Source organism: Novosphingobium album (ex Liu et al. 2023) (assembly GCF_029076845.1).
GTDB lineage: Bacteria > Pseudomonadota > Alphaproteobacteria > Sphingomonadales > Sphingomonadaceae > Novosphingobium.
This window is the reverse complement of record NZ_JARESE010000019.1, coordinates 98,237-124,594: the sequence shown is the minus strand read 5'-3', so window position 1 is coordinate 124,594 and position 26,358 is coordinate 98,237. Positions and strand designations below refer to the sequence as shown.

23 protein-coding genes are annotated in these 26,358 nt (G+C 67.9%); 9 read left to right on the top strand and 14 right to left on the bottom strand.

Annotated elements, in window-relative coordinates:
* Positions 1-47: 47 nt before the first annotated feature.
* The 8 genes from recA to dapA all read right to left on the bottom strand — a co-directional run bounded on the left by recA (position 48) and on the right by dapA (position 7,781).
* Positions 48-1,124, bottom strand: coding sequence for a recombinase RecA (gene recA, locus PYV00_RS07605; RefSeq protein WP_275227681.1), 1,077 nt, complete (start codon positions 1,122-1,124; stop codon positions 48-50).
* A 116-nt stretch (positions 1,125-1,240) separates the two neighbouring features.
* Positions 1,241-1,867, bottom strand: a complete 627-nt coding sequence (locus tag PYV00_RS07600; RefSeq protein WP_275227679.1) for a transglycosylase domain-containing protein — start codon at positions 1,865-1,867, stop codon at positions 1,241-1,243.
* A 169-nt stretch (positions 1,868-2,036) separates the two neighbouring features.
* Positions 2,037-2,555: a class I SAM-dependent methyltransferase gene (locus tag PYV00_RS07595; protein WP_275227678.1), complete on the bottom strand. Its 519-nt coding sequence runs from the start codon at positions 2,553-2,555 to the stop codon at positions 2,037-2,039.
* A gap of 66 nt (positions 2,556-2,621) precedes the next feature.
* Positions 2,622-5,054, bottom strand: coding sequence for a hybrid sensor histidine kinase/response regulator (locus PYV00_RS07590; protein WP_275227676.1), 2,433 nt, complete (start codon positions 5,052-5,054; stop codon positions 2,622-2,624).
* Positions 5,051-5,620: a DUF2062 domain-containing protein gene (locus PYV00_RS07585; RefSeq protein WP_275227675.1), complete on the bottom strand. Its 570-nt coding sequence runs from the start codon at positions 5,618-5,620 to the stop codon at positions 5,051-5,053. The genes PYV00_RS07590 and PYV00_RS07585 overlap by 4 nt, the downstream gene beginning before the upstream one ends.
* Positions 5,617-6,099 (bottom strand): SsrA-binding protein SmpB, encoded by a 483-nt coding sequence (smpB, locus tag PYV00_RS07580; RefSeq protein WP_275227674.1) that lies wholly within the window; start codon positions 6,097-6,099, stop codon positions 5,617-5,619. The genes PYV00_RS07585 and smpB overlap by 4 nt, the downstream gene beginning before the upstream one ends.
* A gap of 247 nt (positions 6,100-6,346) precedes the next feature.
* Positions 6,347-6,781: a hypothetical protein gene (locus PYV00_RS07575; protein WP_275227673.1), complete on the bottom strand. Its 435-nt coding sequence runs from the start codon at positions 6,779-6,781 to the stop codon at positions 6,347-6,349.
* 118 nt (positions 6,782-6,899) lie between these two features.
* Positions 6,900-7,781, bottom strand: a complete 882-nt coding sequence (gene dapA, locus PYV00_RS07570) for a 4-hydroxy-tetrahydrodipicolinate synthase (protein ID WP_275227672.1) — start codon at positions 7,779-7,781, stop codon at positions 6,900-6,902.
* A gap of 103 nt (positions 7,782-7,884) precedes the next feature.
* On the opposite strand from dapA, the gene PYV00_RS07565 reads away from it, so the two are divergent.
* The 3 genes from PYV00_RS07565 to PYV00_RS07555 all read left to right on the top strand — a co-directional run bounded on the left by PYV00_RS07565 (position 7,885) and on the right by PYV00_RS07555 (position 11,809).
* Positions 7,885-9,849: a lytic transglycosylase domain-containing protein gene (locus tag PYV00_RS07565; RefSeq protein WP_275227670.1), complete on the top strand. Its 1,965-nt coding sequence runs from the start codon at positions 7,885-7,887 to the stop codon at positions 9,847-9,849.
* 3 nt (positions 9,850-9,852) lie between these two features.
* The gene (locus tag PYV00_RS07560) at positions 9,853-10,338 is read left to right on the top strand and encodes a GreA/GreB family elongation factor (RefSeq protein WP_275227669.1); all 486 of its coding nucleotides are present in this window, start codon (positions 9,853-9,855) and stop codon (positions 10,336-10,338) included.
* Between the two features lie 100 nt (positions 10,339-10,438).
* A complete protein-coding gene (locus tag PYV00_RS07555) occupies positions 10,439-11,809 on the top strand; it encodes an aromatic ring-hydroxylating oxygenase subunit alpha (protein ID WP_275227668.1) in 1,371 nt (456 codons plus the stop codon).
* Positions 11,810-11,849: 40 nt separating this feature from the next.
* Here the strand turns inward: PYV00_RS07555 and PYV00_RS07550 are convergent, their stop codons facing one another.
* A complete protein-coding gene (locus PYV00_RS07550; protein ID WP_275227667.1) occupies positions 11,850-14,093 on the bottom strand; it encodes a tetratricopeptide repeat protein in 2,244 nt (747 codons plus the stop codon).
* A 151-nt stretch (positions 14,094-14,244) separates the two neighbouring features.
* The gene (gene sthA / locus PYV00_RS07545; RefSeq protein ID WP_275227666.1) at positions 14,245-15,639 is read right to left on the bottom strand and encodes a Si-specific NAD(P)(+) transhydrogenase; all 1,395 of its coding nucleotides are present in this window, start codon (positions 15,637-15,639) and stop codon (positions 14,245-14,247) included.
* 275 nt (positions 15,640-15,914) lie between these two features.
* On the opposite strand from sthA, the gene PYV00_RS07540 reads away from it, so the two are divergent.
* Entirely contained in the window at positions 15,915-16,898 is a 984-nt protein-coding gene (locus PYV00_RS07540; RefSeq protein WP_275227665.1) for a TauD/TfdA dioxygenase family protein, read from the top strand.
* Between the two features lie 56 nt (positions 16,899-16,954).
* Entirely contained in the window at positions 16,955-17,455 is a 501-nt protein-coding gene (locus PYV00_RS07535) for a hypothetical protein (RefSeq protein WP_428981615.1), read from the top strand.
* Between the two features lie 130 nt (positions 17,456-17,585).
* Here PYV00_RS07535 and PYV00_RS07530 read toward each other — a convergent pair whose 3' ends face one another.
* Positions 17,586-18,248, bottom strand: coding sequence for an outer membrane protein (locus PYV00_RS07530; protein ID WP_275227663.1), 663 nt, complete (start codon positions 18,246-18,248; stop codon positions 17,586-17,588).
* A 239-nt stretch (positions 18,249-18,487) separates the two neighbouring features.
* Between PYV00_RS07530 and rlmN the strand changes: the two genes are divergently transcribed.
* Positions 18,488-19,756, top strand: a complete 1,269-nt coding sequence (gene rlmN / locus PYV00_RS07525; protein ID WP_275227662.1) for a 23S rRNA (adenine(2503)-C(2))-methyltransferase RlmN — start codon at positions 18,488-18,490, stop codon at positions 19,754-19,756.
* A gap of 10 nt (positions 19,757-19,766) precedes the next feature.
* On the opposite strand, the gene PYV00_RS07520 is transcribed toward rlmN, so the two are convergent.
* From PYV00_RS07520 to PYV00_RS07510, 3 genes are read right to left on the bottom strand one after another with little or no spacing between them, the layout of a single operon-like run.
* Complete coding sequence (locus tag PYV00_RS07520) at positions 19,767-20,174, bottom strand: YdbL family protein (protein WP_275227661.1); 408 nt, start codon at positions 20,172-20,174, stop codon at positions 19,767-19,769.
* Positions 20,174-20,410, bottom strand: a complete 237-nt coding sequence (locus PYV00_RS24355; protein ID WP_342803800.1) for a YnbE family lipoprotein — start codon at positions 20,408-20,410, stop codon at positions 20,174-20,176. Before PYV00_RS24355 ends, PYV00_RS07520 begins: the two co-directional genes overlap by 1 nt.
* 47 nt (positions 20,411-20,457) lie before the next feature.
* The gene (locus PYV00_RS07510; RefSeq protein WP_275227660.1) at positions 20,458-23,661 is read right to left on the bottom strand and encodes a YdbH domain-containing protein; all 3,204 of its coding nucleotides are present in this window, start codon (positions 23,659-23,661) and stop codon (positions 20,458-20,460) included.
* Positions 23,662-23,715: 54 nt separating this feature from the next.
* Here PYV00_RS07510 and radC point away from each other — a divergent pair, with 54 nt between their 5' ends.
* Genes radC through PYV00_RS07495 form a run of 3 tightly spaced genes read left to right on the top strand, consistent with a single transcriptional unit; the run spans position 23,716 to position 26,263 of the window.
* Positions 23,716-24,435 (top strand): RadC family protein, encoded by a 720-nt coding sequence (radC, locus tag PYV00_RS07505; RefSeq protein ID WP_275227659.1) that lies wholly within the window; start codon positions 23,716-23,718, stop codon positions 24,433-24,435.
* Positions 24,435-25,196, top strand: coding sequence for an NRDE family protein (locus PYV00_RS07500; RefSeq protein WP_275227657.1), 762 nt, complete (start codon positions 24,435-24,437; stop codon positions 25,194-25,196). The genes radC and PYV00_RS07500 overlap by 1 nt, the downstream gene beginning before the upstream one ends.
* Before the next feature lie 20 nt (positions 25,197-25,216).
* Positions 25,217-26,263 (top strand): NAD(P)H-dependent amine dehydrogenase family protein, encoded by a 1,047-nt coding sequence (locus PYV00_RS07495; protein WP_275227656.1) that lies wholly within the window; start codon positions 25,217-25,219, stop codon positions 26,261-26,263.
* The last annotated feature ends 95 nt before the right edge of the window (positions 26,264-26,358 follow it).

Sequence of the window (26,358 nt, the reverse complement as noted above, 5' to 3'; positions counted from 1 at the left end):
GCCCGCAGCGGCAAGGCGGAGCCGGTCATGCCGGCCCCGCGCCGGGATCATTCGTCATCGTCTTCGGCCGAGGCGCCGACCATCATTTCCTCGGCCAGCCCCTCGGTCCGCGCGCGAATCGCCTTTTCGAGACGGTCGGCGACTTCGGGATTGGCCTTCAGGTAAGTCTTGGCGTTCTCGCGCCCCTGGCCAATGCGGATCGAATCGTAGCTGAACCACGCGCCCGACTTCTCGACGAGGCCGGCCTTGACGCCGAGATCGAGAATCTCGCCGATCTTCGACACGCCTTCGCCATACATGATATCGAATTCGACCTGCTTGAACGGCGGAGCGACCTTGTTCTTGACCACTTTCACGCGGGTGGCGTTGCCCACGACCTCGTCGCGGTCCTTGATCGCGCCGGTGCGGCGGATGTCGAGGCGGACCGAGGCATAGAACTTGAGCGCGTTGCCGCCGGTCGTGGTTTCGGGATTGCCGTACATCACGCCGATCTTCATGCGCAGCTGGTTGATGAAGATCACCATGCAGCGCGAACGGCTGATCGACCCGGTCAGCTTGCGCAGCGACTGGCTCATCAGGCGGGCCTGGAGACCGACGTGGCTGTCGCCCATCTCACCCTCGATCTCGGCGCGGGGAACCAGCGCGGCGACCGAATCGACCACCAGCACGTCGATCGCGTTCGAACGCACCAGCGTATCGACGATCTCCAGCGCCTGCTCGCCCGTGTCGGGCTGCGACACGATCAGTTCGTCGATATCGACGCCCAGCTTCTTGGCATAGACCGGATCGAGCGCGTGCTCGGCATCGATGAACGCGGCAGTGCCGCCCATTTTCTGCGCTTCGGCAATGCAGTGCAGCGCCAGCGTGGTCTTGCCCGAGCTTTCCGGGCCATAGATCTCGATCACCCGGCCGCGCGGCAACCCGCCGACGCCCAGCGCGATGTCAAGCCCGAGCGAGCCGGTCGAGATCGCCTCCACCTGCATCGTCGCCTTCGAACCCAGCTTCATCGCGCTGCCTTTGCCGAATGCGCGGTCAATCTGCGCGAGCGCTGCTTCGAGCGCCTTCTGACGGTCCATCGAGTCCTTTTCCTTGCCTTCCTGAATCAGCTTGAGCTGTGCAGCCATCACACGTTCCTCCTAGCTACTAGGCTGACCGGAAAGGTCAACGAAAGCCCGTGTATCGCATTTGTTCTTTTGGAACAAGAGAGGAACGAAGGATTCGGGAAATGTCGCCTTGCCCATCAGGTACCCGCGCAGCCTTCCAGCCAGACGTCGCCGTTTCCCGTGGGTCGGCAGGTCCCGGCGACCAGCCGTTCGATCCGGCCGACCCGGTTTTCCAGCGCGGTATCGCGGTGGAACAGATCGAATCGCCGGGGCGCGATGCCGACCGCGACGAGCGAGAGGAACCGGCGCTGGTCCAGCGCGGCCGGCGGCTGGCCGAAGGCCTGCCGGCTGGCGGTGAAGAAGCCGGTCATCCAGCCGTTCGGCCCTCGCCCCATCTGCGCGGTATCGAGCCACAGCGCGATGATCTGCCGCTTGGTCAGCCGGCTTTCGAGCCCCATCGCGTAACCCGTCTGGCGGATCTTCTTCACGCCGGGCGCGAAACGGTCGAACGCGAGGCGCTTGGCGAGCGACTGGGTCAGCGTCGTCTTGCCCGCGCCGCGACTGTCGAGATCGACGCCATGGTGGCGCACGAAACCGCGATCCTCGACGGCCAGCAATTGGTCGATGCGCCCCGGCCCCAGCGCTTCCGGCCCGCGCCCCGCGGCCATCAGCCGATCGGCGCGGCGGGCCAGCGCCGGCGCATCGTTCACCGCGTCCCGGTATCCCTTGGCGCCATAAGCGAGAAGGCCCGCTATCAGCAGCACGAGGACGCCAGCGGCGACAAGCCCGGCCTTTTTCAATCGCGCGGCCCCGCCTGGCCCGCCTGGGGCGAGCGCACCGTTTCCGCACTCCAGCTGGAGTGCCTGAGCCCACGCGGCAAGGGCATAAGGCGATCGCTCAAATTGCGCGAGCCGAACTCGATCGCGCCCAGCGTCAGTCCATAGCGTTCCACGAGTTGCCGCCATTCCTTGGACAGAACCAGCACGTGTGCTCGGCATTGTTGGGCACTTCGCGATAAAGCACGGCCTTGACGCAATTGCGCCAGTACCAGGGGTTGGGGCTCTGGACGATGATGTGGCCGTCGGGCGTCAGGTTGCGCAGGCAACTGGACAGCAACCCGTCGAGGTTGCTCAGGTGCTCGACGATATCTCCGGCGACAATGACATCGAACGGCTCATCGAAATCGAAGTTCTCGGCATTGCCGCCCCGTGCGTCATATCCCAGGGATCGCAAGTGTTCGATGCCCTCCCGATGCAGATCGAGGCCGATCACCGATTGCGCGACCTCGGCGATGGCCCGATGCAGAAAATGGCGGCTTTGATAATGCGCGATATCATGCATCACGCAGCCGAGATCGAGCACGCGCTTGCCGCGACAGCGTTCGATCACGAACGCGGTCTTGGCATCGGAAAAATCGATCGGTTCCATTTCGGGCGGATTGCGGATCGTCATCGCGAGGAACCCCGATGCCTGCTTACTGTGCCCTGGATAGGCAGAACGCGGAAGGTTGGCCAATGCTCACTCGACGCGCGCCGTCCGCGCCAGCACGTCGCCCACCTTTTCGGAGAGCTGCTGCACCGAGAACGGCTTGGGCATGAACCACGCGTTGGCGATGCCGATTTCCTTGCGCAGCTGCTCCTCGGCATAGCCCGACATGAACAGCACCGGCAGGTCGGCGGCGATCTTGCGGATCTCGCGCGCCATCGCGGGACCGTCCATCGTCGGCATGACGACATCGCTGATGACAAGATCGAACCGGCCGCCTTGCCGGACCTGATCGAGCCCTTCCTCGCCATCGCGCGCGGATGTCACCTGATAGCCCTGGCGGGTGAGCGCGCGTTCGGCCACCATGCGCACCGGGTCTTCATCCTCGACCAGCAGGATGCGCCCGCCACCCGCCCACTTGCTGGGCGCCTGCACCGGCTTGGGGGCCGGCGCGGCCGCGCCCGGCGCAACGTGGTGGACCGGCAGGTAGACGGTAAAGCGCGTGCCCTTGCCCGGCTCGCTGTCGGCGAAGATGAAGCCGCCCGATTGCTTGACGATGCCGTAGACCGTCGAAAGCCCGAGCCCGGTGCCCTTGCCCTGTTCCTTGGTGGTGAAGAACGGTTCGAAGATCTTGCCCAGATGCTCGGGCGGGATGCCGCCGCCATCGTCCTCGACCACGAGCGCCGTGTAATCGCCCGCCGGGATGATCTCGCTGCGCATCGCCCGCACGTCGGCGGCGGTGACGCGCCGGGTGGCGAGCGACAGCCGCCCCTTGCCGTCGCCGCGCGACTGGATCGCATCGCGCGCATTGACCACCAGGTTCATGATGACCTGGCCTAGCTGCGAAGGGTCCGCGCGCACCGGGCCCAGATCGCGATCATGCGTGACGACGAGCTGGATCTTCTCGCCGATCAGCCGCTTGAGCATCTGTGAGGTTTCCGAGACGATATCGGGCAATTGCAGCACTTCGGGCCGTAGCGTCTGCTGGCGCGAGAAGGCCAGGAGCTGGCGCGTCAGCGAGGCGGCGCGATTCGAATTGGCGCGAATCTGCTGGATATCGTCATAGTCCGAATCGCCGGGCGTGTGGCGCATCAGCATGAGATCGCAAGTGCCCAGGATCGCGGTCAGCACATTGTTGAAATCGTGCGCGACGCCGCCGGCCAGCTGGCCGACCGCCTGCATCTTGGTCGCCTGCGCGACCTGGCGCTTGAGCCGGGTCTCCTCCGAGGAATCGGTCAGCCCCAGCAGGACCGCCGCCTCGCCCAGCCCGCGCACGCCGGCGAGACTGAGCGAAACCGGATCGTCGGGCTGGCCGGCCAGGCGGATGGCGATGTCGCCGGCGGTCGCCGGGCCCTGGCCGAACCGGCGGATCGCCTCGGACAAGGCGCGCTTGTCTTCCTTGACGACAAGGTCGGTGGGATAAGTCGGCGGCGCCTCGCCCTCGCGGCAGGCGGCGCGCATGAAGGCGGCATTGGCGAACAGCAGCCGGCCGTCGCGATCGGCCATGGCCAGGCCCAGCGGCAACTGGCCCAGCAGCGCTTCCAGATGCGGCGCGGCCCCGCCGCCGCCCTCGCCGCCGCCGATGGCGATGCCCGAATCGGCCAGCAGCATCAGCGAAGGCGTGGTTTCGGGATCGGGATCGCTGGGCAGGTCCGGGTCGGACACCGGCAGGTAATACAGCGTCAGTGGCGATCCGCGCGCGCCTTCGCGCATCCAGGTGATGCGATCGCCCTCTTCCTGGCGAAGCTGCGCGACGAAGGGCTGGCCGGCCATGTCGGCCATGGCATCGCCCGTGGCGCGCAGCGCGAAGCCGGCGCTGGCCGCGCGGATCGCGCCGTCGGGATCGACCAGCGCGGCGGCGATGCCCGCGCGCGACAGCGCCTTGCCCAGCTTGCCGTCAAGCTGCGCGACCAGTTCCGCCACCGGATCGGCCATGCTGACCGTGCTGATCCGCCAGACCAGGAAATCCTCGCCACGCCCGGCACGCTCCACCTCGGCGCGCCAGCGGCGGCCGCCCGCGCCAGCCTCGCGCTCTTCCACCAGGTCGACTTTCGCGCGGCCATCGCGCCAGGCGCCGCGCGCCGCGTCGGTCAGGCGATGGACCGAACTGGCCCGCACCGGGATCTGCGGCGGCGCGCCGCCCGATCCGAACCATTCGATGAAACAGCGGTTGGCGCAGACCAGCCGCCCGGCCCGATCGGCGATGGCGACCGCGACATCGGCCCGCTCGATCGCGGTGACCGTGACCGACCAGTCGGGCAGCGCGAATTCCTGCGTGACCGGCGCGGGCTTGCGCAAGGTCAGCGTGGCGGCCAGCAGCGCGAGCACGCCCAGCCCCAGCGCGAAGACCCCGGCCACGACCGGGTCCCTGGTCAGGAACCAGAGCAGCAAGGCACTGCCGGCCAGCGCGACGCCGACGCCGAGCCAGTCGGTCCAGCCCCGCCGCGTGGCCGCCTCGGCGGTCAAGGCACGAAGTCCGGCGGCCGGCTCGACCGGGCCAGGCGGGCGCGGTGCTTGCGCCCGATCCAGGTGCGCCAGAACCACAAGGCCAGCACATAGCCGATCGCGGCCGCGACGGTGGAGATCACCAGCAGGCCGATGACCAGCGCCGGCGCCGCGTCGGACAGCAGCCAGTAGCCCCAGGCGCGCGGTCCCGCGCCGCTTTCGTACAAGGCATAGAACGTGGAGAGATCGGCGTGGAAGCCCAGCCGGTTGCCCACCCAGATCGCCGCGGCCAGGATGAACGGGGTGGTCGCCGGGTTCGACAGGAAGGTCATCGCCGCCGCGATCGGGATATTGCCGCGCCAGGGCACGCACAGCAGCGCAGCGCCGACGATCTGCACGCCGGGGATCAGCGCGAAGATGCCCACCAGCAGCCCCACCGCGACTCCGCGCGGCACCGAGCGGCGGGTGAAGCGGAACAGTTCCGGCCGGCGAGTGAACGGCGCGGTCAGCCGGTTGGCCTCAAGCTGCGCGTGCGTGGGCATCTGGCGATGGAACCAGCGCGAGAAACGGGCAAACATCGTACTCATCCGTGGTCCCGCATTACCCTTGCCTGCTCGCGCTTCCAGTCACGTTCCTTGATCGTCGCGCGCTTGTCCGCCGCATTCTTGCCGCGTGCAAGGGCCAGCTCCACTTTGGCGCGGCCGCGACTGTTGAAATAGATCGAGAGCGGAACCAGCGTCATGCCCTTGCGTTCCACCGCGCCTTGCAGGCGGGAGATCTCGCGCTCGTGCAGCAGCAGCTTGCGCGGGCGCTTGGGTTCATGGTTGAAACGGTTGCCGTGGCTGAATTCGGGCACGTTGGAATTGACCAGCCAGCATTCGCCGCCGCGCACCTCGGCATAGGCCTCGGCGATCGAGCCTTCCCCGAAGCGCAGCGATTTCACCTCGGTGCCGGTCAGCGCGATGCCGGCCTCGAAAGTATCCTCTATGTGATAGTCAAAACGCGCCCTGCGGTTTTCCGCGACGCTTTTCTGCTTGTCGAACGATTTGTGCTGGGGACGTGCCATGGTGGTGCGGCATGTAGGAGCGCCACCGCGAAAAATAAATCGCGCATTGGGTCGGGTTGTTTGGAAATGCGCGGAAGAGCGCATTTCTTGCGGCACCAGCCCGCGCCCGTCCGAGGGTGACGAAAATGTCCGGGGGACATTTTCGCCGAGGGGCCGGCCTCCCACGGAGTCCCATTCCGATGGGAAGCCGGGTGGAGGAGCGGGCTGGTGCCGCCATGCGCCGTGAGGCGCATCCCCAAACAATCACTCAATCATGCTGCAGATAGATATCCAGGTGCACCAGCTTGCCCGCTTCGTCGAACTGGTAGACGGTGCAGGAATTGACCACGCTTTCGGCCCCGCCGCGCGGCGTGTTGTGTTCTGTCAGTTCCAGGAACACGCGGCGGCCGGCTTCGCTGACGCGATGGAACTCGGCCCAGAAGTCGGTCGTCGTGCCCCATTGCATCAGCAGGCCGCGATAGACGTCCCAGCCCATCGCCACGCGATCGTTGCCCACGCGCTCGAACCGGGCGGTGTCGAGCAGCGCGGCCAGCTCGTCCCAGCCCGATTCGTCGAAGCCGGGCTCTTTCGCGCGATCGACCGTGCGCTTGATGCAATCGGTATAGTCCAGCACCTTGCGGGCATATTCGCCCGTCACGGCCGTGCGATCGGTCCAGGTGGATTCCAGGGTCTGGGTGGCCATCGAGCATCTCTCCAATCTTGGTTCTTTTATAAGACTCGATGCACTGTCCGGCAGGCGGCCGGCCAACGCAAGTGCATTTCCCGAAACCGCCGCCGGACCCCTCCGCCAGCCCTTCCCGTCAGGCGAGCCCGGCGTGCACCAGCGCCGCGTCCACCGCCGCCATCGCCCGGTCTCCGCAAGGGATCATCGGCAGGCGCAGCTCGTTGGCCATCCAGTCCTGCACCTTGCTCAGCGCATACTTGCACGGGCCGGGCGAGGCATCCTCGAACATGGCGTAGTGCAGCGGATAGAGCCGGTCGTTCAGCTCGCGCGCCTTTTCCAGATCGTTGGCGGCGCAGGCGGCCTGGAACTCGGCGCAGAGCCGGGGCGCGACGTTGGCCGTCACCGAGATGCAGCCGACGCCGCCGGCCGCGTTGAACGGCAGGGCCAGCTCGTCATCGCCGGAAAGCTGGCAGAAATCCTTGCCGATGCCCATGCGATGATCGGTCACGCGGCTGAGATCGCCGCTGGCATCCTTGATGCCGACGAAACGGCCCGGATAGAGCCGCGCCAGCTCGCACACCGTCTCGGGCTCGATATCGGTCACGGTGCGGCCGGGCACGTTGTAGAGCACGATCGGCAGGTCGTTGTGCTCGGCAAGGTAGGAGAAGTGGGCGATCAGCCCTTCCTGGCTGGGCCGGTTATAGTAAGGCGCCACCAGCAGCGCGGCGGCCGCGCCGCACTTCTTCGAAAAATTCATGTGGAGAAGTGCGTTCATCGTATCGTTGCTGCCGCATCCGGCGATCACCGGCACGCGGCCCGCCGCCTGCTCCACGCAGACCTCGATCACGCGGTGATGCTCGGCGTTGGAAAGCGTCGAGTTCTCGCCCGTGGTGCCGCACGGGACCAGCGCGGACGAGCCGCTTTCGATCTGCCATTCGACCAGCTTGCGAAACGCCGGCTCATCGAAAGCACCGTCACGAAACGGTGTGACTAGCGCCGGTATGGATCCCGAGAACATGGACTTTGCCTCTGCTGTTGGTTCATCTACGCCCGGTATGCGCGGCACGAGCGCCGCCCGCCGGACCTGTTGTTCAGCGCCTGATAAGGAGCCTTTTCCCAAAATGTCCAGCATGCTCCGCGCTACCACGGTTCTGATGCTGCTGACCGCCGCCTGCGTTTCCAGCCCCGCGCGCTGCGATGACGGCAGCGAATGGGACCAGGCCCGCGCCGCGCTGATGCAGGACCACAACCTGACCGTGCATCAGGCGGTGGATCGCTGGCGCACGCTTTCGGCGACCGCGTCGCAGCCCTTCGCGACTTACGCCAGCTTCCTCATCAGCTTCCCCGGCTTCCCGATGGAAGAGAAGATCCGCGGCTATGCCGAAAAGGCGCTGGAACGCGAATCGCCCGATCCGGCGACGCTGGCCGCCTTCTTCGACAAGTTCCCGCCGCTGTCGAGCACGGCCGCCGGCCGCTATGCCGCCGCGCTCACGTATCTGCGCCGCGACGATGCGCGTGGCCGGGCGATCGCCGCCTGGCGCGGCGGCTCGCTGACGCCGGACGACGAGGCGATGATCCTTTCGACCTATCGCGAGGCGCTGACCGTCGATGACCATGACGCGCGGATGGACGCCTTGCTCTGGCAAGGCGCGACATCGCAGGCCGAGCGGCAGATCTCGTTCGTCTCGGCCGGCAGGCGCGCCCTGTTCATGGAGCGGCTGGCACTGGCGCAGGGCTCGCCACCGGGCAGCCTTGGCCTGCCGGTCGACGGGGCGATGATGCGCGAGCCGGGCTATGTCTACAACCGGGTGGTGCAGGCGCGCGCCTCGGGCAACCTGGGCTCGGCGATCAACCTGCTGGCCACGCGCCCGCCGCTTTCCGGCCCGGTGGCCGAGCCCGAGAAATGGGTGAAGGAGCTGCTCACCGCCGCGCGCGGCGCGGGCGCGGACAGCGCGGTGCGCATCGCCAGCTCGATCGACGACGGCTTCGCGCCGGGCACCGACATCAGCAAGCTGAGCTATCGCCTGCGCGACGATTACACGTCGCTGATGTGGCTGGGCGGCACCAAGGCGCTGTGGTCGCTGGGCGATGCCCGCCGCGCGGCGCCGCTGTTCTATCGCTATGGCGCCGCCGCGCAGACGCCGGGCACGCGCTCCAAGGGGTTCTACTGGGCCGGCCGCGCGCAAGCGCAGGCGGGCGATCGCGACGGGGCCAGCCGCTATTTCGAGATGGCGGCGCAGTACCCCGAATACTTCTACGGCCAGCTTTCGCTCGAACGGCTGGGCCGGCCGCTGCCCAACCTCGATTCCATGCCGCAGGCCCGCCCCTCGCGCGATGAGCGCGCCGCGTTCGAGGCCAGGCCGATCACCAACGCGGTCAAGGACGTGGCCCGCGATGCCGACTGGCGCACCACGGTGCAGTTCTTCCGCGAAATCTCCGACCAGGCGCAAAGCGAGGAGGACCACGTCCTGGTCGCCGATCTGGCGCGCGAGATCGGCCGGCGCGACCTGGCGGTGATCCTGGGCCAGTCGGCCCATGCCGACGGCTATGGCCAGTTCGGCCGCATCGCCTTCCCGGTCATGCCCACGCCGCCGGGCGCGAACTGGACCATGGTGCACGCGCTGACCCGGCAGGAAAGCCAGTTCGCCCAGAACGCGCTGAGCCACGCCGGCGCGCGCGGGCTGATGCAGCTCATGCCCGGCACCGCGCGCGAGCAGGCGGGCAAGCTGGGCCTGTCCTACGATCCGGCCGCGCTGACGACGAACGCGACGTACAACATCCAGCTTGGCAATGGCTATTTCGGGCGGATGATGGACTATTACGGCGGCGCCTATCCGCTGGCCGTCGGCGCCTACAACGCCGGGCCGGGCAACGTGAACAAATGGCTGGCGGCAAACGGCGATCCGCGCACCGGCGCGATCGACTGGGTGGAATGGATCGAGAAGATCCCGATCTATGAGACGCGCAACTACATCCAGCGCGTGCTGGAGAACGCCGTGGTCTATGACGCGATCTATCCCGATCACGCCTATTACAAGGGCGACACCCCGCTCAGCCATTTCCTTGGCAAGCGCACGCCGGGCTGACGGGTGAAGCCCGTTTCCCCGCCGATCTCGCCGGCCGGCATGGCGAGCCTGCGCGCCCGTTACGACCACCTGCTGGGCAAGGAGCGGCCCGAGATCGTCGAGATCGTGAGCTGGGCGGCCGGCAATGGCGATCGTTCGGAGAACGGCGACTATCTTTATGGCCGCAAGCGGATGCGCGAGATCGACCGCGAGCTGGCGCACCTGGCGCGCCGGATGAAGGCGCTGCGCGTGGTCGATCCGGCGGCACAGGAGGATCGCAGCCGCGTGTTCTTCGGCGCCACGGTGACGCTGGCCGACGAGGACGATGCCCGCATCACCGTGACGCTGGTGGGCGATGACGAGCAGGACGCCAGCGCCGGGCGAATCGGCTGGAGCGCACCGCTCTCGCGCGCGCTGCGCGGCGCCGCGATCGGCGATTTGCGCCGGGTGCGCCTGCCATCGGGCGAGAAGGAATGGGAAGTGACGGCGATCGCATATCCGACCGCCTGACCGATTTGCGTTCGATCAAAGATGCACCGCCACCCCCTCCGCTAGACCGGCTGAACACCTGGACAGCGCCGCTGCGCCGGGCCGGTTGCGGGAGTGGGACATGAACGAGGCAAGCAGGATCGAAGCCGGGGCGCAGGATATGCCCAGGCCCATGGTCATCCCGGTGGAAGCTTATATTTCAGCCGATTACGCCCGTGCCGAGTGCGACAGGCTGTGGCGCAAGTGCTGGCTTCAGGCCGGCCGGGTGGAAGACCTGCCCGAGATCGGCAGCTACCTGACATACGACATCGTCGACGATTCGGTGCTGATCGTGCGGGTGCGTCCGGGCGAGGAACCGGGCGCGATCAAGGCCTACCGCAATGTCTGCACGCATCGCGGCCGGCGCCTGGTCGATACGCCCAAGGGTATGCGCAACGCGCGCGGGCGCCAGATGAACTTCGTCTGCGGCTTCCACGCCTGGACGTTCGAGCTGGACGGCAGCGCCAGCTACATCGCCGCGAAGGAAGACTGGGGCCCGGCGCTGTGCGACGCGGTGACGCGGCTGGGCGAAGTGAAGCTGGACACCTGGGGCGGCTTCCTGTGGATCAACCTTGATCCCGAGGCAGAGCCGCTGCGCGCCTATCTGGAACCCGCCGCGACCATGCTCGATCCCTTCCGCCTGCAGGACATGCGCCCGCGCTGGCGCAAATGGACGGTGTTCGACTGTAACTGGAAAGTCGCGCTCGAAGCCTTCAACGAGACCTATCATGTCCCCGGCACGCACCCGGAATTCATGGCGTTTGGCGATTTCACCGGCTGGGGCCGGCAGCAAGGCAAGCACAGCCACATCGGCTATGACGCGCCCAAGGGGCTGGAGGAGAACAAGGCCAAGCTGCGCCTGGGCGCGGGCGATCCGCGCATCTCCACCGCCGAGATGCAGAAATACACCTGGGAAGGCGTCAACACCAACACCACGCAGACGCTGGTGGACGTGGCGCAAAGCCTGCCCGCAGTGCTCGCCGAGGACACGCCGGCCGACGAAGTGCTGCGCTATTGGCTCGACACGGCCCGCGCGCTGGACGAACGGCGCGGCGTCGTCTGGCCGAAAGTCGATTCGGGGCATGTCGCGGCCAGCGGCACGGCCTGGCAGATCTTCCCGAACCAGCAGATCGGCCACGCAGTCAACAACATGCTGTGCTACCATGCGCGGCCGTTCGGCCACGATCCCGACAAGTGCTATTTCGAAGTCGCGGTCTACGAGCTTTATCCCGAAGGCGCCGCGCCCGAAACCGAGTGGGAATACGCCAATCCCGAGCAGTTCCCGCATGTGCTGCGGCAGGATTTCTCGAACATGGCGGCGGTGCAGCAGGGGATGAAGACAGGCGGCTATGCCGGCAATATCCCCAACCCCAAAGGCGAAGGCGCGGTGATCAGCCTGCACCGTAACCTCGCCCGCTACATGGGCACGGGCGAACCGCGCGAACTGGGCTGACCATACCGCCTGCCGCCTCGACGGGCGAGGGGCGGCGCGATCAAGCGATCGCGAAGTGATCCGGCGCCAGTCCCTTGAGGCGGCGTTCGTGCATGGCGGCATAGGCGGCTTCCAGCCCCTGGGTATGCGTGGCGGTATCGAACAGCGGGTGCGTCAGGCGGTTGGCGGCAAGCCGCGCGCGCAGGTCCGCCAGCCGCGCCGGATCGCGCGCCAGGTCCAGCGCCAGCGCGGCATAGGCCGCCTCGCCGTGCGTCACCAGTTCGGGCAGGCCGACGGCGTGGAGCAGGCTGGCGCAGACACGCGCGGCGAACTGGCGGCCGGCCAGGGTCAGCACCGGCAGCCCGCCCCACAGCGCGTCGCTGGCGGTGGTGTGGGCATTGACCGCGAAACTGTCGAGAAACAGGTCGGCCAGCGCGAGGCGGCCGAGATGCTCGCCGTGCGGCAGGCACTCGCCGAACACCAGCCGCGCGGGATCGACCCCGCGCCGGGCCGCTTCGGCGCGCAAGTTGGTTTCGGCCCAGCGGTTCGATCGCAGCAGCCACAGCACGCTGCCCTCGACCTCGCGCAACAGGCCCATCCACACGTCGAACTCGCGCGGGCCGATCTTGTAGGTGTGGTTGAAGCTGGCGAAGACAAAGCCCTGCTCGGGCAGCCCATGCCCCGCCCGGCCCCGGCTGTCGGGCGTGATCGGCCGGCGATCGTCATTGGCCTGATAGCTGCCGGCAAGGCGCGCCACTTTCTCGGAATAGAACCGCTCGTCCCCCTCGGGCAGCACCACGGGGTCGGCGACGATATAGTCCATGCACGGATGGCCGATCGAACCGGGATAGCCCAGGTAGCTGACCTGCACCGGCGCCAGCCGCCCGGCGAACAGCGCGACCCGGCTGTCGCAGGTAAAGCCCTTGAGATCGACCGCGATGTCGAGCGCGTCGGCGCGGGCGCGGGCGATCACGGCGGTATCGTCCATCTCGCGAATGTCGATGAAGGCGTCGACATGATCGCGCACATGGCGGCGCATGGCATCGTCCCGGCCCGGCCCGTAGCTGTAGGCGCGGATCGCGAAGCGCGAACGGTCATGCGCGCGCAGCAGGCCCGACATCAGGAACAGCGTCGCGTGGTCATGGAAATCGGAGGAGAAATAGCCGATGCGGATGCGCCCGTCCGCGCTCGGCGGCGGCGGAGCGAGCGGCGCGGTTTCAGAGGGAAAGGTCGCGCGGGCATAAGCGGCCGAACGGCGCAGCTGGTGCTCGGGATCATCCTCGAACGGCAGCGCCGAGAACGGGGCGAGCGCGCCGCTATCCTGCCCCGCCTCGACCGGAAGCGCCGGGAATTCGGCATAGGCTTCCCAGTCGCAGGCGTGGGCCTGATGGAATAGCTGGTACTTCCTCACCGCCGCATCGCCCGGCGCGATCGTCAGCGCGCGCTTGAAGCAGGCCACGGCCAGATCAAGCTCACCCCGGCGGGCCAGCGCCTTGCCTTCGTTGACCAGCGCGGCGGCATTGCCTGGCTGCATCGCGACGGCGCGGCGGAACGCGGCGATCGCCTCCTCGTCGCGGTCGAGCGCGAGCAGCGCGCAGCCCAGGTTGTTGAACGCGTCGCCGTGATCGGGACGCAGCGCGATCGCGCGGGCGTAAGGCTCCAGCGCAAGGGCCGGTTCGCCGCCCTCGCGCAGCAGGTTGGCGAGGTTGTAGTGCGCATCGGCATAGTCGGGCTTCAGCGCGATCGCGGTTTGGTAGCCGCGCGCCGCTTCGGCCGCGCGGCCTTGCGCATGGAGCAGGCCGGCCAGGTTGTAATGCGCCTCGGCATAGTCCGGGCAGCGCGCGAGGATGTCGCGATAAGTCGCCTCGGCCTCGTCGATCCGGCCGGCGCGGCGCAGGGCAATCGCCAGGTTGTTATAGCTGGCCACTTGCCCCGGATCGATCGCCGCGGCTTGCCGGAACGCGGCCGCCGCCCGCGCATGATCGCCCAGCGACAGGCAGGCCGCGCCCAGCAGGTTGTGCACCGCGTGCGAGTGTGGATGGGCTTGCGCCAGCGCCTCGGCCTGTCGCGCAGCATCGCCGAACGCGCCCCGGCGATAATCGCGCACCGCCGCATCGAACGCCGCCTGCGGCGGATCGTTCTTCGGCGGGGCGGCGCTTTCCAGCTTGCGCAGGCTTTCATGGACACGCGGATTGCGGGGATAGCGCGCTTGTGCCTCGCGATAGAGCCCGAGCGCCAGCTCGCGCTCGCCCCGGCGCTCGGCGCCCCTGGCTTTCCTTAACAGCGTATCGAGCCCCGCGTTCATCTCTCGCCCTCAGCAAAGTCGAGGATTCGCGCGGCTTCACCGTCGCGCGCAAGGGCGGCGATAAGGGACGATTCATGATATCGGGTAATTCGCGGGCTAGGTAATGGCCCCTGCCCCCGACCTTTTCTCCCTGAAAGGGGAGAAGGCAGGATTATCGCGCCATGCGGTTCCAGGCATCGAGCGCGGCGATCTTGTAGGCTTCGGCCAGCGTCGGATAATTGAACGTGTTCTCGATGAAATAGTCGATCGTGCCTTTCAGGTTCAGCACGGCCTGGCCGATGTGGATCAGCTCGGTCGCGCCTTCGCCGATGATGTGCACGCCCAGCAGGCGCCGCGTCTTGTTCGAGAAGATCATCTTCATCAGGCCCTGTTCCAGCCCCATGATGTGCCCGCGCGAGGTCTCGCGGAAGCGGGCGATGCCGCATTCGTAATTGATCCCGCGATCGCGCACTTCCTGCTCGCTCATGCCCACGGTCGAGATCTCGGGCACGGCATAGATGCCATAGGGAAAATAGGCCGGCGCGGGCGGCAGCGGCAGGCCAAAGGCGTGGCAGGCGGCGATCCGGCCCTGTTCCATCGAGGTGGAGGCGAGGCTGGGAAAGCCGATCACGTCGCCCGCCGCATAGATATGCGGCACCGATGTCTGGAACGTCGCCGGGTCGATCGTCAGCCGGCCGCGCGCGTCGCACTCCAGCCCGCACCTGTCGAGCCCCAGGTCAGCCGTGGCGCCCATGCGCCCGGCGCAGTAGAGCAGCATCTCGGTGCGCACCATGCGCCCGTCGGACAGCGTCGTCACCACCCGGCCATCGGGGCCTTTCGCCACATTCTCCACCGCGACGCCGAGCCGGAAGGTGACGCCGCGATCGCGCAGCTGGTGGACGAACTCGTCGATGATCTCGCGATCGACGAAATCGAGGAAGGTCGGGCGCGGCTCCACCACGGTCACGGCCACGTCGAGCGCGGAAAAGATCGTCGCGTATTCGATGCCGATCACGCCCGCGCCCACCACCGTCATCGAACGCGGCAAGCGCGGAATCTCGACGACCTCGTCCGAATCCATGATGTCGGGATCGGTGAAATCGACATTGCCGGGATGGAACGGCACGGTGCCCACCGCGATCAGGAAACGCTCGCCTTCCACCAGCAGCTCGCTGCCGTCGGGCGAGGTGACGACCACGTGCTGCGGATCGGCGAAGCGCGCGAACCCGGCCAGCGTGGCGACGCCGTTGCGCAGGAACTGGTGTTCCAGCACGTCGACTTCGTAGTCGAGCGTCTTGCCCAGCCGGATCGACAGGTCATCGCTGCCGATCTCTTTCTTGACCCGGTAGGAACGGCCATAGAACCCGCGCTCGCGCCAGCCGGACAGGTTCAGCGCGGTTTCGCGCAAGGTCTTGGACGGGATCGTCCCGGTGTGCACCGAAACCCCGCCGACCTTCAGCCGCCCCTCGATCACGAGCACCGACTTGCCCAGCTTCGCGGCCTGGATAGCGGCACGCCGGCCCGCGGGCCCGCTGCCGATGACAATGAAATCGTATCGCCCCGCCAAGTTCGCCCCCTGGAAGACCGCCCGGCAGGATTGCCCGGACGGTTCCCTCTCCTCCCTGAAAGCGAGCGCGATTGTGCGGCCTGCCGCGACGCGACGCAACCGCCGAATTGCGGCGCGGCCACGTTTTTCCCTGGCGCGGACATATGAGCGATAGTATATCGTGAGCACGCTTACTGATGCGCCCGCCGGCGCCTTCCGCACCCTTTTCGAAATGGCGGTTTTCGCCCATTTCCGGGGCGGGCGAACGACGGGAAAAGACATGGGAGAAGAGAGAAATGGCAGGAATCACCGTCCGCGACCTTGATGACACGCTCAGCTTCGGCGCGCAGGTCAGTGGCCTGGGCTGGAGCAATATCGAGGACGAATCGATCCGCCAGCAGCTGCGCGACCTGTTCGTCGATCGCGGCATGATCGTCTTTCGCGGCATGGAGCCCAGCGCCCGGATGCAAGTGGCGCTGAGCAAGGTGTTCGGCCCGCTCAAGGACCACCCGACCAAATCGACCCCGCGCGACAAGGAAACCGGCGACGAGGCCGAAGGCGTGATCGACATGCACTATGTGCCCCGGAACGAGAATCCCGAGGAGGGCGAGGGTCTGGTCGAATATCAGGGCGAAGTGCTGGCGCGCTTTTCGCCGTGGCACTTCGATCACTGCTACAACGACGAGCTGAACTATGCCGGCGTGCTGCGATCGCCGATCGCCGCGCCCGTGGGTGGCCGCACCGGCTTCATGGACGGCATCGAGCTGTACCGCCAGTTCCCGCGGGGCTTGCGCGACCGGCTGGAAGGCCGGAATGTGATCTACACGCTCGACACCCGGCTTTCGAAGCAGAAATACGGGGTCAATTTCACGCCGCTGACCGAACATGCCTCCACCGCCGCGCTGCTCAAGGAAGTGGCGATCTTCCCGCGCGCCATGCACCCGGCGATCTGGGAGCGCCAAACCGGCGAGAAAGTGCTGCACTTCGGCCCGTGGATGGCGGTCGCGCTGGAGCACGAGGAGAACGCGGCCGGCGATGCCCTGCTTGACGAAGTGGCGCACGAGATCAACCGCCTGGGCGAAGGCACCAGCGCCTATTGGCACGACTGGTCGCCCACCGACATGGTGATCTGGGACAACCACCGGATGCTCCACGCGGTGGAAGGCTGCAACGCGAAGTACGAACGCCAGACCCTGCGCACCACGATCAAGGGCGACTATGGCCTGGGCTATTTCGAGGACGGCAAGAAGATCGGCGAGGTCTTCCGCGAAGTCGCCTGAGGAATCGCGCGAACGGGGCCTTTCGCCGGCTGACGCGATCTGCGATGGGGACGGCCGTGACCAGACGGACGGCCCTTTTCGCACTCTGCCTTGCCGCGATGGCCTTCGGCGGGCCGGCGCAGGCGCGAGAAAGCCTGGGGATGTATGGGCAGTGGGGCGCGTTTCGCGATCCGGCGGTGCCGCGCTGCTATGCCATCGCCATGGCCGAGCCCAGCACGCTGGCGCGCGATTACCAGCCCTATGCCGCCATCGGCACCTGGCCCCGGCGCGGCGCGCGCAATCAGGTGCATTTCCGGGTTTCACGCAAGCTGGCCGCCCATGCGCGGATCGTGCTGACCATCGCTGACCAGCGCTATCCGCTTTCGGGCGGCGGCGGCGATGCCTGGGCGCCCGATGACCGCGCCAATGCCGCCATCGTCGCGGCCATGCGCTCCGCCCCGGCCATGACCGTGAGCGCCACGGACGCGCGCGGCCGGCGCTTCAGCAATACCTGGCCCTTGCCGGGCGCCGCATCGGCGATGGACGCGGCCTCGGTGGGCTGCGCGAGGGTGCGGTAGCGGGCCGCCGACGCCGCAACGAAACACGCTCCTTGAAACACGCTCTTTCGCGTATTTCCGACACCCTTCATAAAGCGAAGGGGCGGCCGCGCGGTCGCCGCCCCTTCGCCGTTACGGCCTATGCTTCAGATCAGAAGCGCATACCGACGCTGGCCACCACCTGGTGCCGGTCCAGATCGACGTCGAAGCGCTGGCTGTCCGGCAAGTCGTCGCCAAAGTCGATCTCGCCCTTCGAGTAGTTCGAATAACGGTATTCGAGCTTGGCGAAGGTGTTCCTGCCCACCGCCTGCTCCACGCCGGCGCCCACGCGGTAGCCATCGGCATCGAACTTCTCGCGATAGGCGACTTCGCCGTCGCTCGAATAGGCGCCGAAGCGACCGTTGGTGTAGCCGGCCTTGGCATAGAGCAGCGTCGTCGGCGCGACTTTCACGCCGGCGCGCGCACCAACGTAGAGGTCACGGTTGGTCTTGATGTTGCCGCTGCCGAAGCCTTCGAAGTCCCCGGCGCCGAAGCTCTGCTTGGCGGTCGAATCGGTGACTTCGGCCTCCGCGCCCAGCACGACGCTGCCGAGATCGACGTCATAGCCGGCCCCGACGCCATAGAGCACGCCGTCCATCGACTGCTTGTTGCCGACCGCGGCATCGGTATCGACGCTGCTGCCGGCGCGGGTCTTGTCATAGCCGACGATGGCCTCGACACGCGGCCCGGTGAACGGCGAGGCCGTGTCCTGCGCCAGCGCGGGGACCGAAACGAGCGCGCCACCGGTGGCGATGCAGACAAAAATCTTCTTCATAGTGAACTCCATAATGCTCGGCAGCCGTGGCCGCCGGACTTGTGGAATGAAGTTCGTGGGAAGAAAGTTTCATGAACCTGACACAACGAAACAAGTGAGGGAAATTTGTCACATGTTTGCGATGGCCCGGCTTTGCCATGCGATCGTCGGCGGGAACCCGGCGGGCGAACACGCCATTCGCGCGCAAGCGACCCGGCGGGCTTCCCGTTCGGCCCGCGAAGGCTTATATCCGCGCTCCCATGGCCGATACCAATCTCATGCCGATCCCCGGACACATCGATCCGGTGCCCGTGCCGCGCCCCGATCTGGTCGAGGGCGTGACGCCGCGCGCCGATGGCCGCCTCGATCTGATGGGCCTGCCCCGGCGGCGGATCGCCGAACTGTTCGCCCAGGCCGGGCTGGACGCAAAGCAGGCGCGGCTGCGCGCCAAGCAAGTGTTCCACTGGCTCTACCATCGCGGCGTCACCGAATTCGAGGCGATGACCGATATCGCCAAGACCATGCGGCCATGGCTGGCCGAGCGCTTCGTGATCGGCCGGCCGGAAATCGTCGAGGCCCAGCATTCGACCGACGGCACGCGCAAGTGGCTGCTGCGCACCGCCGACGGCCACGATTTCGAGATGGTGTTCATTCCCGATGCCGATCGCGGCACGCTGTGCGTTTCCTCGCAAGTGGGCTGCACGCTCAATTGCCGGTTCTGCCACACCGGCACGATGCGGCTGGTGCGCAACCTGACGGCGGGCGAGATCGTCGGCCAGGTCATGCTGGCGCGCGACGCGCTGGGCGAATGGCCCAAGGGCGGCGGGACCATGGCCGGGCTGGACGAGGAGGAGGACGAAGGCTCCTATTCCTCGGACGGACGCCTGCTGACCAATATCGTGATGATGGGCATGGGCGAGCCGCTCTACAATTTCGACAATGTGCGCGATGCGCTGGCGCTGGTGATGGATGGCGATGGCCTGGCCCTGTCCAAGCGGCGCATCACGCTGTCCACCAGCGGGGTGGTACCGCTGATGGCGCGCTGCGGCGAGGAGATCGGCGTCAATCTCGCGGTCTCGCTCCACGCCGTGACCAAGGAGGTGCGCGACGAGATCGTGCCGATCAACCGCAAGTTCGGCATCGAGGAACTGCTGCAGGCCTGCGCGGATTATCCCGGCGCCAGCAATGCCCGGCGCATCACCTTCGAATACGTGATGCTGAAGGACAAGAACGACAGCGACAAGGACGCGCGCGAGCTGGTCCGCCTGATCCGCAAGTACAAGCTGCCCGCCAAGGTCAACCTGATCCCGTTCAACCCCTGGCCCGGCGCGCCTTACGAATGCTCCAGCCCCGAGCGTATCCGCCGCTTTTCCGACATCGTCTTCGAAGCGGGCATCAGCGCGCCGGTGCGCACCCCGCGCGGCCGCGATATCGACGCCGCCTGCGGCCAGCTCAAGACCGCGGCCGAAAAGAAGAGCCGGGCCGAACTGGACCGGCTCTATGCGGAAAAGCAGGCGGCGCTGGGTTAAGGCTGGCCTCTTACGGGCAGCGGGGATCGCGCTGGGGGGCGCCGCCGCCGCGCGTCTGCCAGCTTCCGTCCGGCGCCTGGTACTTCTCGCCCGGCCTGGTCTGCGAGATCAGCAGGCAGCCCGAAGTGAAGGCATATTCCTCCAGCGTGGCGTGCTGTTCCTGCGCCTTCTGGGCATAGACCGCCTTGCGCTTGATATTGAGATCGCTGATCATCTTCTGCACCGCGGCCGGAACGCCGCCGACCGCGCCGAGATAGCCATCCATCTTCTCGCCGATCTGGCCGGCGGCGCGCGCGGCCTCATAGGCCGGATCGCGCTGCGCGAAGGCCGGCGCGGCCAGCCCGGCCAGCATCAGCGCGGCGGCGCCGGCGGCAAGGCCGATACGGTGGAAACGGCTGGTCTGCATGTCATTCCTCATCAGAAGATATCCCCGTGGCTTTCGATCGTCTTCGAGGCATCATCGGCGAGACGATAGATCACTTCCTGCTTGATGTTGATGTTAAGCTCGATGACGATCGGCTTGTCCGGCGCGTTCACCGAAATGCAGCCCGAAAGCATCATCGCCCCTGTCACCAGCACCGCCGCCGCGCGTCCCGCGCCTTGCGGGAGCCCACGCCGGCCCGGCTGCCCGTATCCCATCCCTGCCACAGTCATGCCTGTGCTTGTCGCAGCGGGGAATCGAACGGTCAATCGTGATGGCTTCATGGCTGGTGCGCGCTTTCGGAAGGCTGAATGGGCGGTTGCGGCGGAGCAAGGCCGGCCGGCGCGCCGGGGGCGGGCGCGATCGGGCGGCCTTGCGCATCGATCAGGCCCAGCCCGCGCGGATCGCGCACATAGGCCGGATCGTAGAACGAGCGGAACGAGCTGGCGAGCTGGAAGAACGGCGCGCGCAGGTTGACGTTGAACCGGATGGGCAGCTTGGCGATCCGCCTGGTCAGGAAATTGCTCGACGTGCCCTGCCCCTGCTTGATGCCCAGGAACTGCACGCGCGTGACGATCTCGCCTTCCAGCGCGCCTTCCATGCCGATCTCCATCTGGCGATAGTCGAGCGATTTCAGCGCGTCGAACGCGAAGTTCGCCATGGCCGACAAGTCTTTATAAGTCAGCTCGCCGATGTAGGAGACATTGCCGCCGGGCGGCCGGGCGGTGAGCCTGCCGCCGACGATGCGCCCGCCGTTCTCGTCGAACACCAGCGGCATCGTGCCATCGAACGTGCCGGTGGCCGAAAGGTTGGCCAGCTCCATCCGCTCGACCAGCTGGGCCGCGTCCAGCCCCTCGATATCGAGCACATAGCGCCGCGTCTCGGCCACGCCCATGCGCATCGTTACCGGCTGCAGGCGCAGCGTGCCGCCAAGGAACGGCCAGTTTCCACCCTCGACGTCGACGACGTAGCCGGGCTTGAGATCGAAGAACAGCACACCCCCATAGACCTCGATGCCCGGATTGATCGCGGCGATATCGAGCCGCTGGCGCGGCGCGGTGACAAGGCCGAGCAGGTCGGTGAAGGCGACCGTGCCGGACAGGCCCCGCACCGGCCCGAAGGCGGCGGCGAAATCCAGCGCGTCGGTGGTGAAGCTGCCGTTCGAGGTGACGGCGTTCTCGTCCCAGTCGATCCGACCCCGGCCACGCACGGTGCCTTGCGCATTGGCGACCACGCCGAGCGCCAGCGGGGTCAGCGTATCGGGCTGGAGCGCGTTGTCGAAGAGAATGCCGGGCACGGCGAGGTCGGCATGACCGCGCCCGCTGGTCAGATCGTGCCGGATCGTCGCCAGCACCACCTCGCGCCCGCTTGCCGGCTCACGCAGCAGCGCCTCAGCGTCGATCACGTTGTCCTTGAGCGTCAGCGTCGCGTCGCGGGCCAGCAGCGGCGCGAAACGGTCCACCTGCTCGCGGTCCTCCAGCCGGAACGCGCCGTTGCCCAGCGTCAGCACGCCATCGGCATAGCGCCAGGTCCCGCCGGTATCGCGCAAGTCGAGCGGCACCGCCGCCAGCAGCACGTCCGAGCCATCGAACGTGCCCGAAATCTCCCGGCCGACCCGGGCATCGAGATGGGCCACGCGAAAGCGCGAGGCGGTGGCGGCAGGCCCCAGCGCGATATCGAGCGCGCGCGCCGTCAGCGTGCCGGGCCAGGCAAAGCCCACCGGGCCGCTGGCGATACGGATCGGTGTCTGGCCCAGCCGCCCGGAGAGATCGAGCGCGGGCACGCCGGCGGCGATGGCGATGGAACCGCCCGGCGTGCCTTGCACGATCGCCCGGCCGCGCGGCGGGCACAGCGGCAGGCGCCGCTTGTCGATCCGCAAGTTGGCGATCTCCAGCCGATCGAACCGCACATCGACACAGGACCGCCAGAGCGCCAGCGCGCCGCGCGCCGACCAGTTGCCATCAAGCGGCAGCACCAGGTTTTCCGCGCGCCCGCCCGGCAGTGCTCCCGTCAGGCGGGCCTCGCCGGCAAAGCCGATCGCCCCACCCGGGGCTTGCGCCAGCGCCAGTTCGGGCAAGGCGATGCGCGCGTCGCCGGCGCGGTATTCGGGCATCCGCACGCGCAGCGTCAACCCGCCCGAGGCGCCGCGCTCCATCCGGCCGGCGATCGCGGGCAGGCCCTTGCCGCCCGTGGCGAAATTGCCGGTGATCCGGGGCAGCCCCGCCTCGCCCGCCATGAGCTGGACGCGCGAGAGCGCCACCAGCGTCTGGCCGCTGCCGCCGTGCAGGGCGGCGCGCGGCACGACCAGCGTGACCGCCTTGCCCGCGCGGCGCAGGATCATGCTGCCGGCAAAGCGGCTGCCACGCGTCTCGCGGGCCAGCGCCGCGCGGATCTGCGTCAGCAGCGGCACGGCCAGCGTGCCTTCGCCCGCCGCCTGCGCGCGCGCCAGCGCATCGAGCAGCGCCCCCCCGCCGGCCAGCCCGGACCCGGTGATATCGCTTTCGACCTCGATCCGGCGCAGCCCGTCGGCGGCGCGGACCCGGCCCTCGATGCCCAGCGCCGCCAGCCGGGCCTGCGGCGTGACGATGGCTTGCGCCTTCAGATCGTGCCGCGCGGTCAGCGCGCCCTTGCGATACGTGAAGCGGACCGTGCCTTTCGCCTCGCCCAGCCGGCTTTGCCCCAGCGCCAGCGCGCCGCCGGCCAGCGAGATGCGACCCTCGCCGCCATCGAGCGGCTGGTCGAGCGTGATGTCGATCTCGGCCCCGGCTTTCGCCAGCTTCAGCGCATCGTCGGGGCAATCCAGCCCGGCCAGCCGCAGCGGCCCCCGCAAGCGCGGCTTCTCGCCAGCGATCGTCACCGTGCCGTAAAGGCTGGCCCGCCCCGTGCGGCAGGTGCCGTGGGCCAGTTGCGGCGCAAGCACGGCCAGCGCGCCGGCAAAGCCGCCACGCAAGGGCCCTTTCCCTTCCACCTTGACACCGAGCGGCCCGTAATCGCTTTCGATCAGCGCGCGCCCATCCTCGATCGCCACGTCGAGATCGGGCAGGCGGAACGGCGCCTTGCCGCCGGTGAACAGCACTTTGTCGAGGCTGCCGAAGCTCGGCTTGCCGCCATGGACACTGCCCCACAGGCGCGGGCGCACCAGCGTGATGCGCCCCAGCCCCGGCAGGCCGAAGCGCAGCCGCGTGCGCACGCGCACTTCGGCGATGGTCAGGTCCGGCCGCGCGGGATCGCCGATCACGACATCGCGCAGCACTTGCTCGTCGGGCGAGATGCGGGCGATCCTGTAGGTCGCCGGCAGGCCCATGCCTTCCAGCTGCCCGGCCAGGAAATCGTCGGCGATGCGCTCACGCGAGATCCAGGCGAATCCCAGCGCCAGCGCGAGCGCCACGGGAACGCCCACGGCCCAGCGCCGCCAGCCTCGCCGGCGCGGCGGCTCCTGTCCGGCTTCGGCATCCGGGTCCGGCAGGTCTTCGTCTTGCGCCATCCGCTCCCTCACTTGCGCGCGCCCCGCGAGAAAGGCAATGCAATCCACGACGCCATGCCAGACGAACCCCAACTCTTCGGTGAACGCGCGGTTCCTCCGGCCGGGCAGGACGCCAGCGGCCACCGCGCGCGCCTGCGCAAGCGGCTGATCGCCGGCGGCGAAGACGCGCTGGCCGATCACGAGGTGATCGAATACCTGCTGATGCTGGCGCGGCCGCGGATCGACACCAAGCCGATCGCGCGCACCCTGATCAAGCGGTTCGGATCGCTGGCCGGCGTGCTCAACGCCGATGCCCGCGCGCTGGCGCTGCATCCCGAGATGGGCGAATCGAGCGCCGCCGCGCTCAAGCTGGTGGCGATCGCCGCGCGCCGCCTGGCCCGCCAGCGCGTGCGCGAGGCGCCGGTGATCGGATCGTGGCAAGCGCTGATCGACTATCTGACGATCGACATGGCGCACCTGACGGTGGAGCGCGTGCGCGTGCTCTACCTCAATTCCCAGAACATGCTGATCCTGGACGATCACGTTGGCGACGGTTCGATCGACGAAGCCGCGATCCACCCGCGCGAAGTGATCCGCCGCGCACTCGATCTGGGCGCGACGGCGCTGATCCTGGTGCACAACCATCCCTCGGGCTCGCCCCAGCCGAGCCGTGCCGACATCGACATCACCAACCGCATCGCCGAAGCCGGGCGGCTGCTGGGCATCGTCGTGCACGATCATGTCGTGATCGGGCGCGAAGGGCATGTCTCGCTCAAGGCCAAGGGGCTGATCTGATGTGCGTGGCCGCCATCGCCTGGGCCGCGCATCCGCGCTGGCGGCTGGTCGCGATCGGCAATCGCGACGAATACCACCAGCGCCCCGCCGCCGCGCTGGCCCGCTGGGATGACGCCAGCGGCATCATCGCCGGGCGCGATCTCAAGTCCGGCGGCACCTGGCTGGGGGTGAGCGCGCGCGGCCGCTTCGCCCTGGTCACCAACCGGCGCGGCTTCGGCGATCCCGATCCCTCGCGCGCCTCGCGCGGGGCACTCGTCACCGATGCGCTTTCGGGCAGCGGCGCCTATGCCGATCCGGGCGCGGTGGACCTGATGGCTTTCAACCCGTTCAACCTCATCCTGGCGGACAAGGGCGGGGCGCGGTTCTTCTCCAACCGGCCCGAGGCGCTGCGCACCGCGCTGGCGCGGGGCATCTACGGCCTGTCGAACGGCGCGCTGGACGAGCCCTGGCCCAAGACGCTGCAGCTGAAAGCCGCCGTGCTCGACTGGCTGGCGCGCGAGGACAGCGCGTTCGACCCGCTGTTCGCCGCGCTGGCCGACGAGACACTGCCGGGCATCGGGCTGCATTCCACCCAGCCTTCGGAGATCCGGCGCGAGGCACCCGACACCGCGCCCTTCATCCGCGATCCGGTCTATGGCACGCGCTGCTCGACAGTGGTGGCGATCGACGCGCAAGGCCGGGGCAGCATCGTCGAGCGCCGCTTCGACGCACACGGCGAGGCCAACGGCGAGACGCGGATCGCCTTCGCCTGGCCAGAATAAGAGTTCACAGGGAGAGCAAGATGACCAACAGGACATACAAAGTGGTGCAATGGGCCACCGGCCACGTCGGCAAGACCGCGATCCGGCACTTCGCCGGCAATCCGGCCTTCGAACTGGTCGGCACGCTCGTCACCAATCCCGCGAAGGTCGGGCGCGACGCGGGCGAGATCGCGGGCATCGCGCCGCTGGGCGTGATCGCCACCGACGATCCCGAGGCGATCCTGGCGCTGGAGGCGGACTGCGTGCACTTCGCCCCGGCCCTGCCCGATCTCGACATGGTGAGCCGCCTGCTGCGCTCGGGCAAGAACGTGGTCTCGCCGCTCGGGCCGTTCTATCGCTATGGCAAGTACAAGGACGAGCTGGACGGACTGGACGCGGCGGCGAAGGCAGGCGGTGTCTCGTTCCACGGTTCGGGCATCCATCCCGGCTTCGCGGGCGACCTGTTGCCGCTCACCGTGCTGCGCATCGCCGACCGGGTGGACCATATCCATCTTTACGAGATCATCGATCACCTGGCCAACCCGTCGAACTATATCGAGTTCATGGGCTTTGGCCGCACGCCCGACGACGTGCTGGCCAATCCCGGCCGCTCGCCGGAGGCGCCGCAGATGTTCGCCCAGTCGATGCAGCTCGTGCTCGAAGCGCTGGGCCTGGCGGTGGAGGATGTCACCGCCAGGCTGGAACTGGCCACGGCCACGCAGGACATCCCCTATCCCAACGGGGTGATCCGGCAAGGCACCGTCGCCGGGCAGCATTACGAATGGACGGGCTGGGCCGGCGGCAAGCCGTGCATCACCTACCACTGCTTCTGGGTGATGGGGCAGGAACATGTCTCGCCCCACTGGGACACCGGCCCTTCGGGCTATCGCATCCGCATCGAGGGCGATCCGCCGATGGAGCTTTCGCTCACCTCGATGCGCGAGGTCGATGGCGAGAAGCGCTATGGCGGCCTGCCGTGGACAGCCATGGCCGGGGTCAACGTGATCCCGGCGGTGTGCGAGGCGGCACCGGGCGTAGTGACCCATCGCGAGATCGGCGTGCCGCGGATGCACGGCCTGATCCGCTAGGCGCAAAGGGGCGGGCGCGGTTCGCCCTGCCGCCCGCCCCCTCCTCATCCTCCCCCTCCCTCCTCCTCCTCCGCCCCGCCCCTTGCCTTCCGGCC

Bases quoted from the DNA above. Each gene is read 5' to 3' on its own strand.
- recA (WP_275227681.1), bottom strand. From the start codon at position 1,124: ATGGCTGCACAGCTCAAGCTGATTCAGGAAGGCAAGGAAAAGGACTCG.
- PYV00_RS07595 (WP_275227678.1), bottom strand. From the start codon at position 2,555: ATGACGATCCGCAATCCGCCCGAAATGGAACCGATCGATTTTTCCGAT.
- PYV00_RS07585 (WP_275227675.1), bottom strand. From the start codon at position 5,620: ATGAGTACGATGTTTGCCCGTTTCTCGCGCTGGTTCCATCGCCAGATG.
- smpB (WP_275227674.1), bottom strand. From the start codon at position 6,099: ATGGCACGTCCCCAGCACAAATCGTTCGACAAGCAGAAAAGCGTCGCG.
- PYV00_RS07575 (WP_275227673.1), bottom strand. From the start codon at position 6,781: ATGGCCACCCAGACCCTGGAATCCACCTGGACCGATCGCACGGCCGTG.
- dapA (WP_275227672.1), bottom strand. From the start codon at position 7,781: ATGTTCTCGGGATCCATACCGGCGCTAGTCACACCGTTTCGTGACGGT.
- PYV00_RS07565 (WP_275227670.1), top strand. From the start codon at position 7,885: ATGTCCAGCATGCTCCGCGCTACCACGGTTCTGATGCTGCTGACCGCC.
- PYV00_RS07555 (WP_275227668.1), top strand. From the start codon at position 10,439: ATGAACGAGGCAAGCAGGATCGAAGCCGGGGCGCAGGATATGCCCAGG.
- PYV00_RS07550 (WP_275227667.1), bottom strand. From the start codon at position 14,093: ATGAACGCGGGGCTCGATACGCTGTTAAGGAAAGCCAGGGGCGCCGAG.
- PYV00_RS07540 (WP_275227665.1), top strand. From the start codon at position 15,915: ATGGCAGGAATCACCGTCCGCGACCTTGATGACACGCTCAGCTTCGGC.
- PYV00_RS07530 (WP_275227663.1), bottom strand. From the start codon at position 18,248: ATGAAGAAGATTTTTGTCTGCATCGCCACCGGTGGCGCGCTCGTTTCG.
- rlmN (WP_275227662.1), top strand. From the start codon at position 18,488: ATGGCCGATACCAATCTCATGCCGATCCCCGGACACATCGATCCGGTG.
- PYV00_RS07520 (WP_275227661.1), bottom strand. From the start codon at position 20,174: ATGAGGAATGACATGCAGACCAGCCGTTTCCACCGTATCGGCCTTGCC.
- PYV00_RS24355 (WP_342803800.1), bottom strand. From the start codon at position 20,410: ATGACTGTGGCAGGGATGGGATACGGGCAGCCGGGCCGGCGTGGGCTC.
- PYV00_RS07510 (WP_275227660.1), bottom strand. From the start codon at position 23,661: ATGGCGCAAGACGAAGACCTGCCGGACCCGGATGCCGAAGCCGGACAG.
- radC (WP_275227659.1), top strand. From the start codon at position 23,716: ATGCCAGACGAACCCCAACTCTTCGGTGAACGCGCGGTTCCTCCGGCC.
- PYV00_RS07500 (WP_275227657.1), top strand. From the start codon at position 24,435: ATGTGCGTGGCCGCCATCGCCTGGGCCGCGCATCCGCGCTGGCGGCTG.
- PYV00_RS07495 (WP_275227656.1), top strand. From the start codon at position 25,217: ATGACCAACAGGACATACAAAGTGGTGCAATGGGCCACCGGCCACGTC.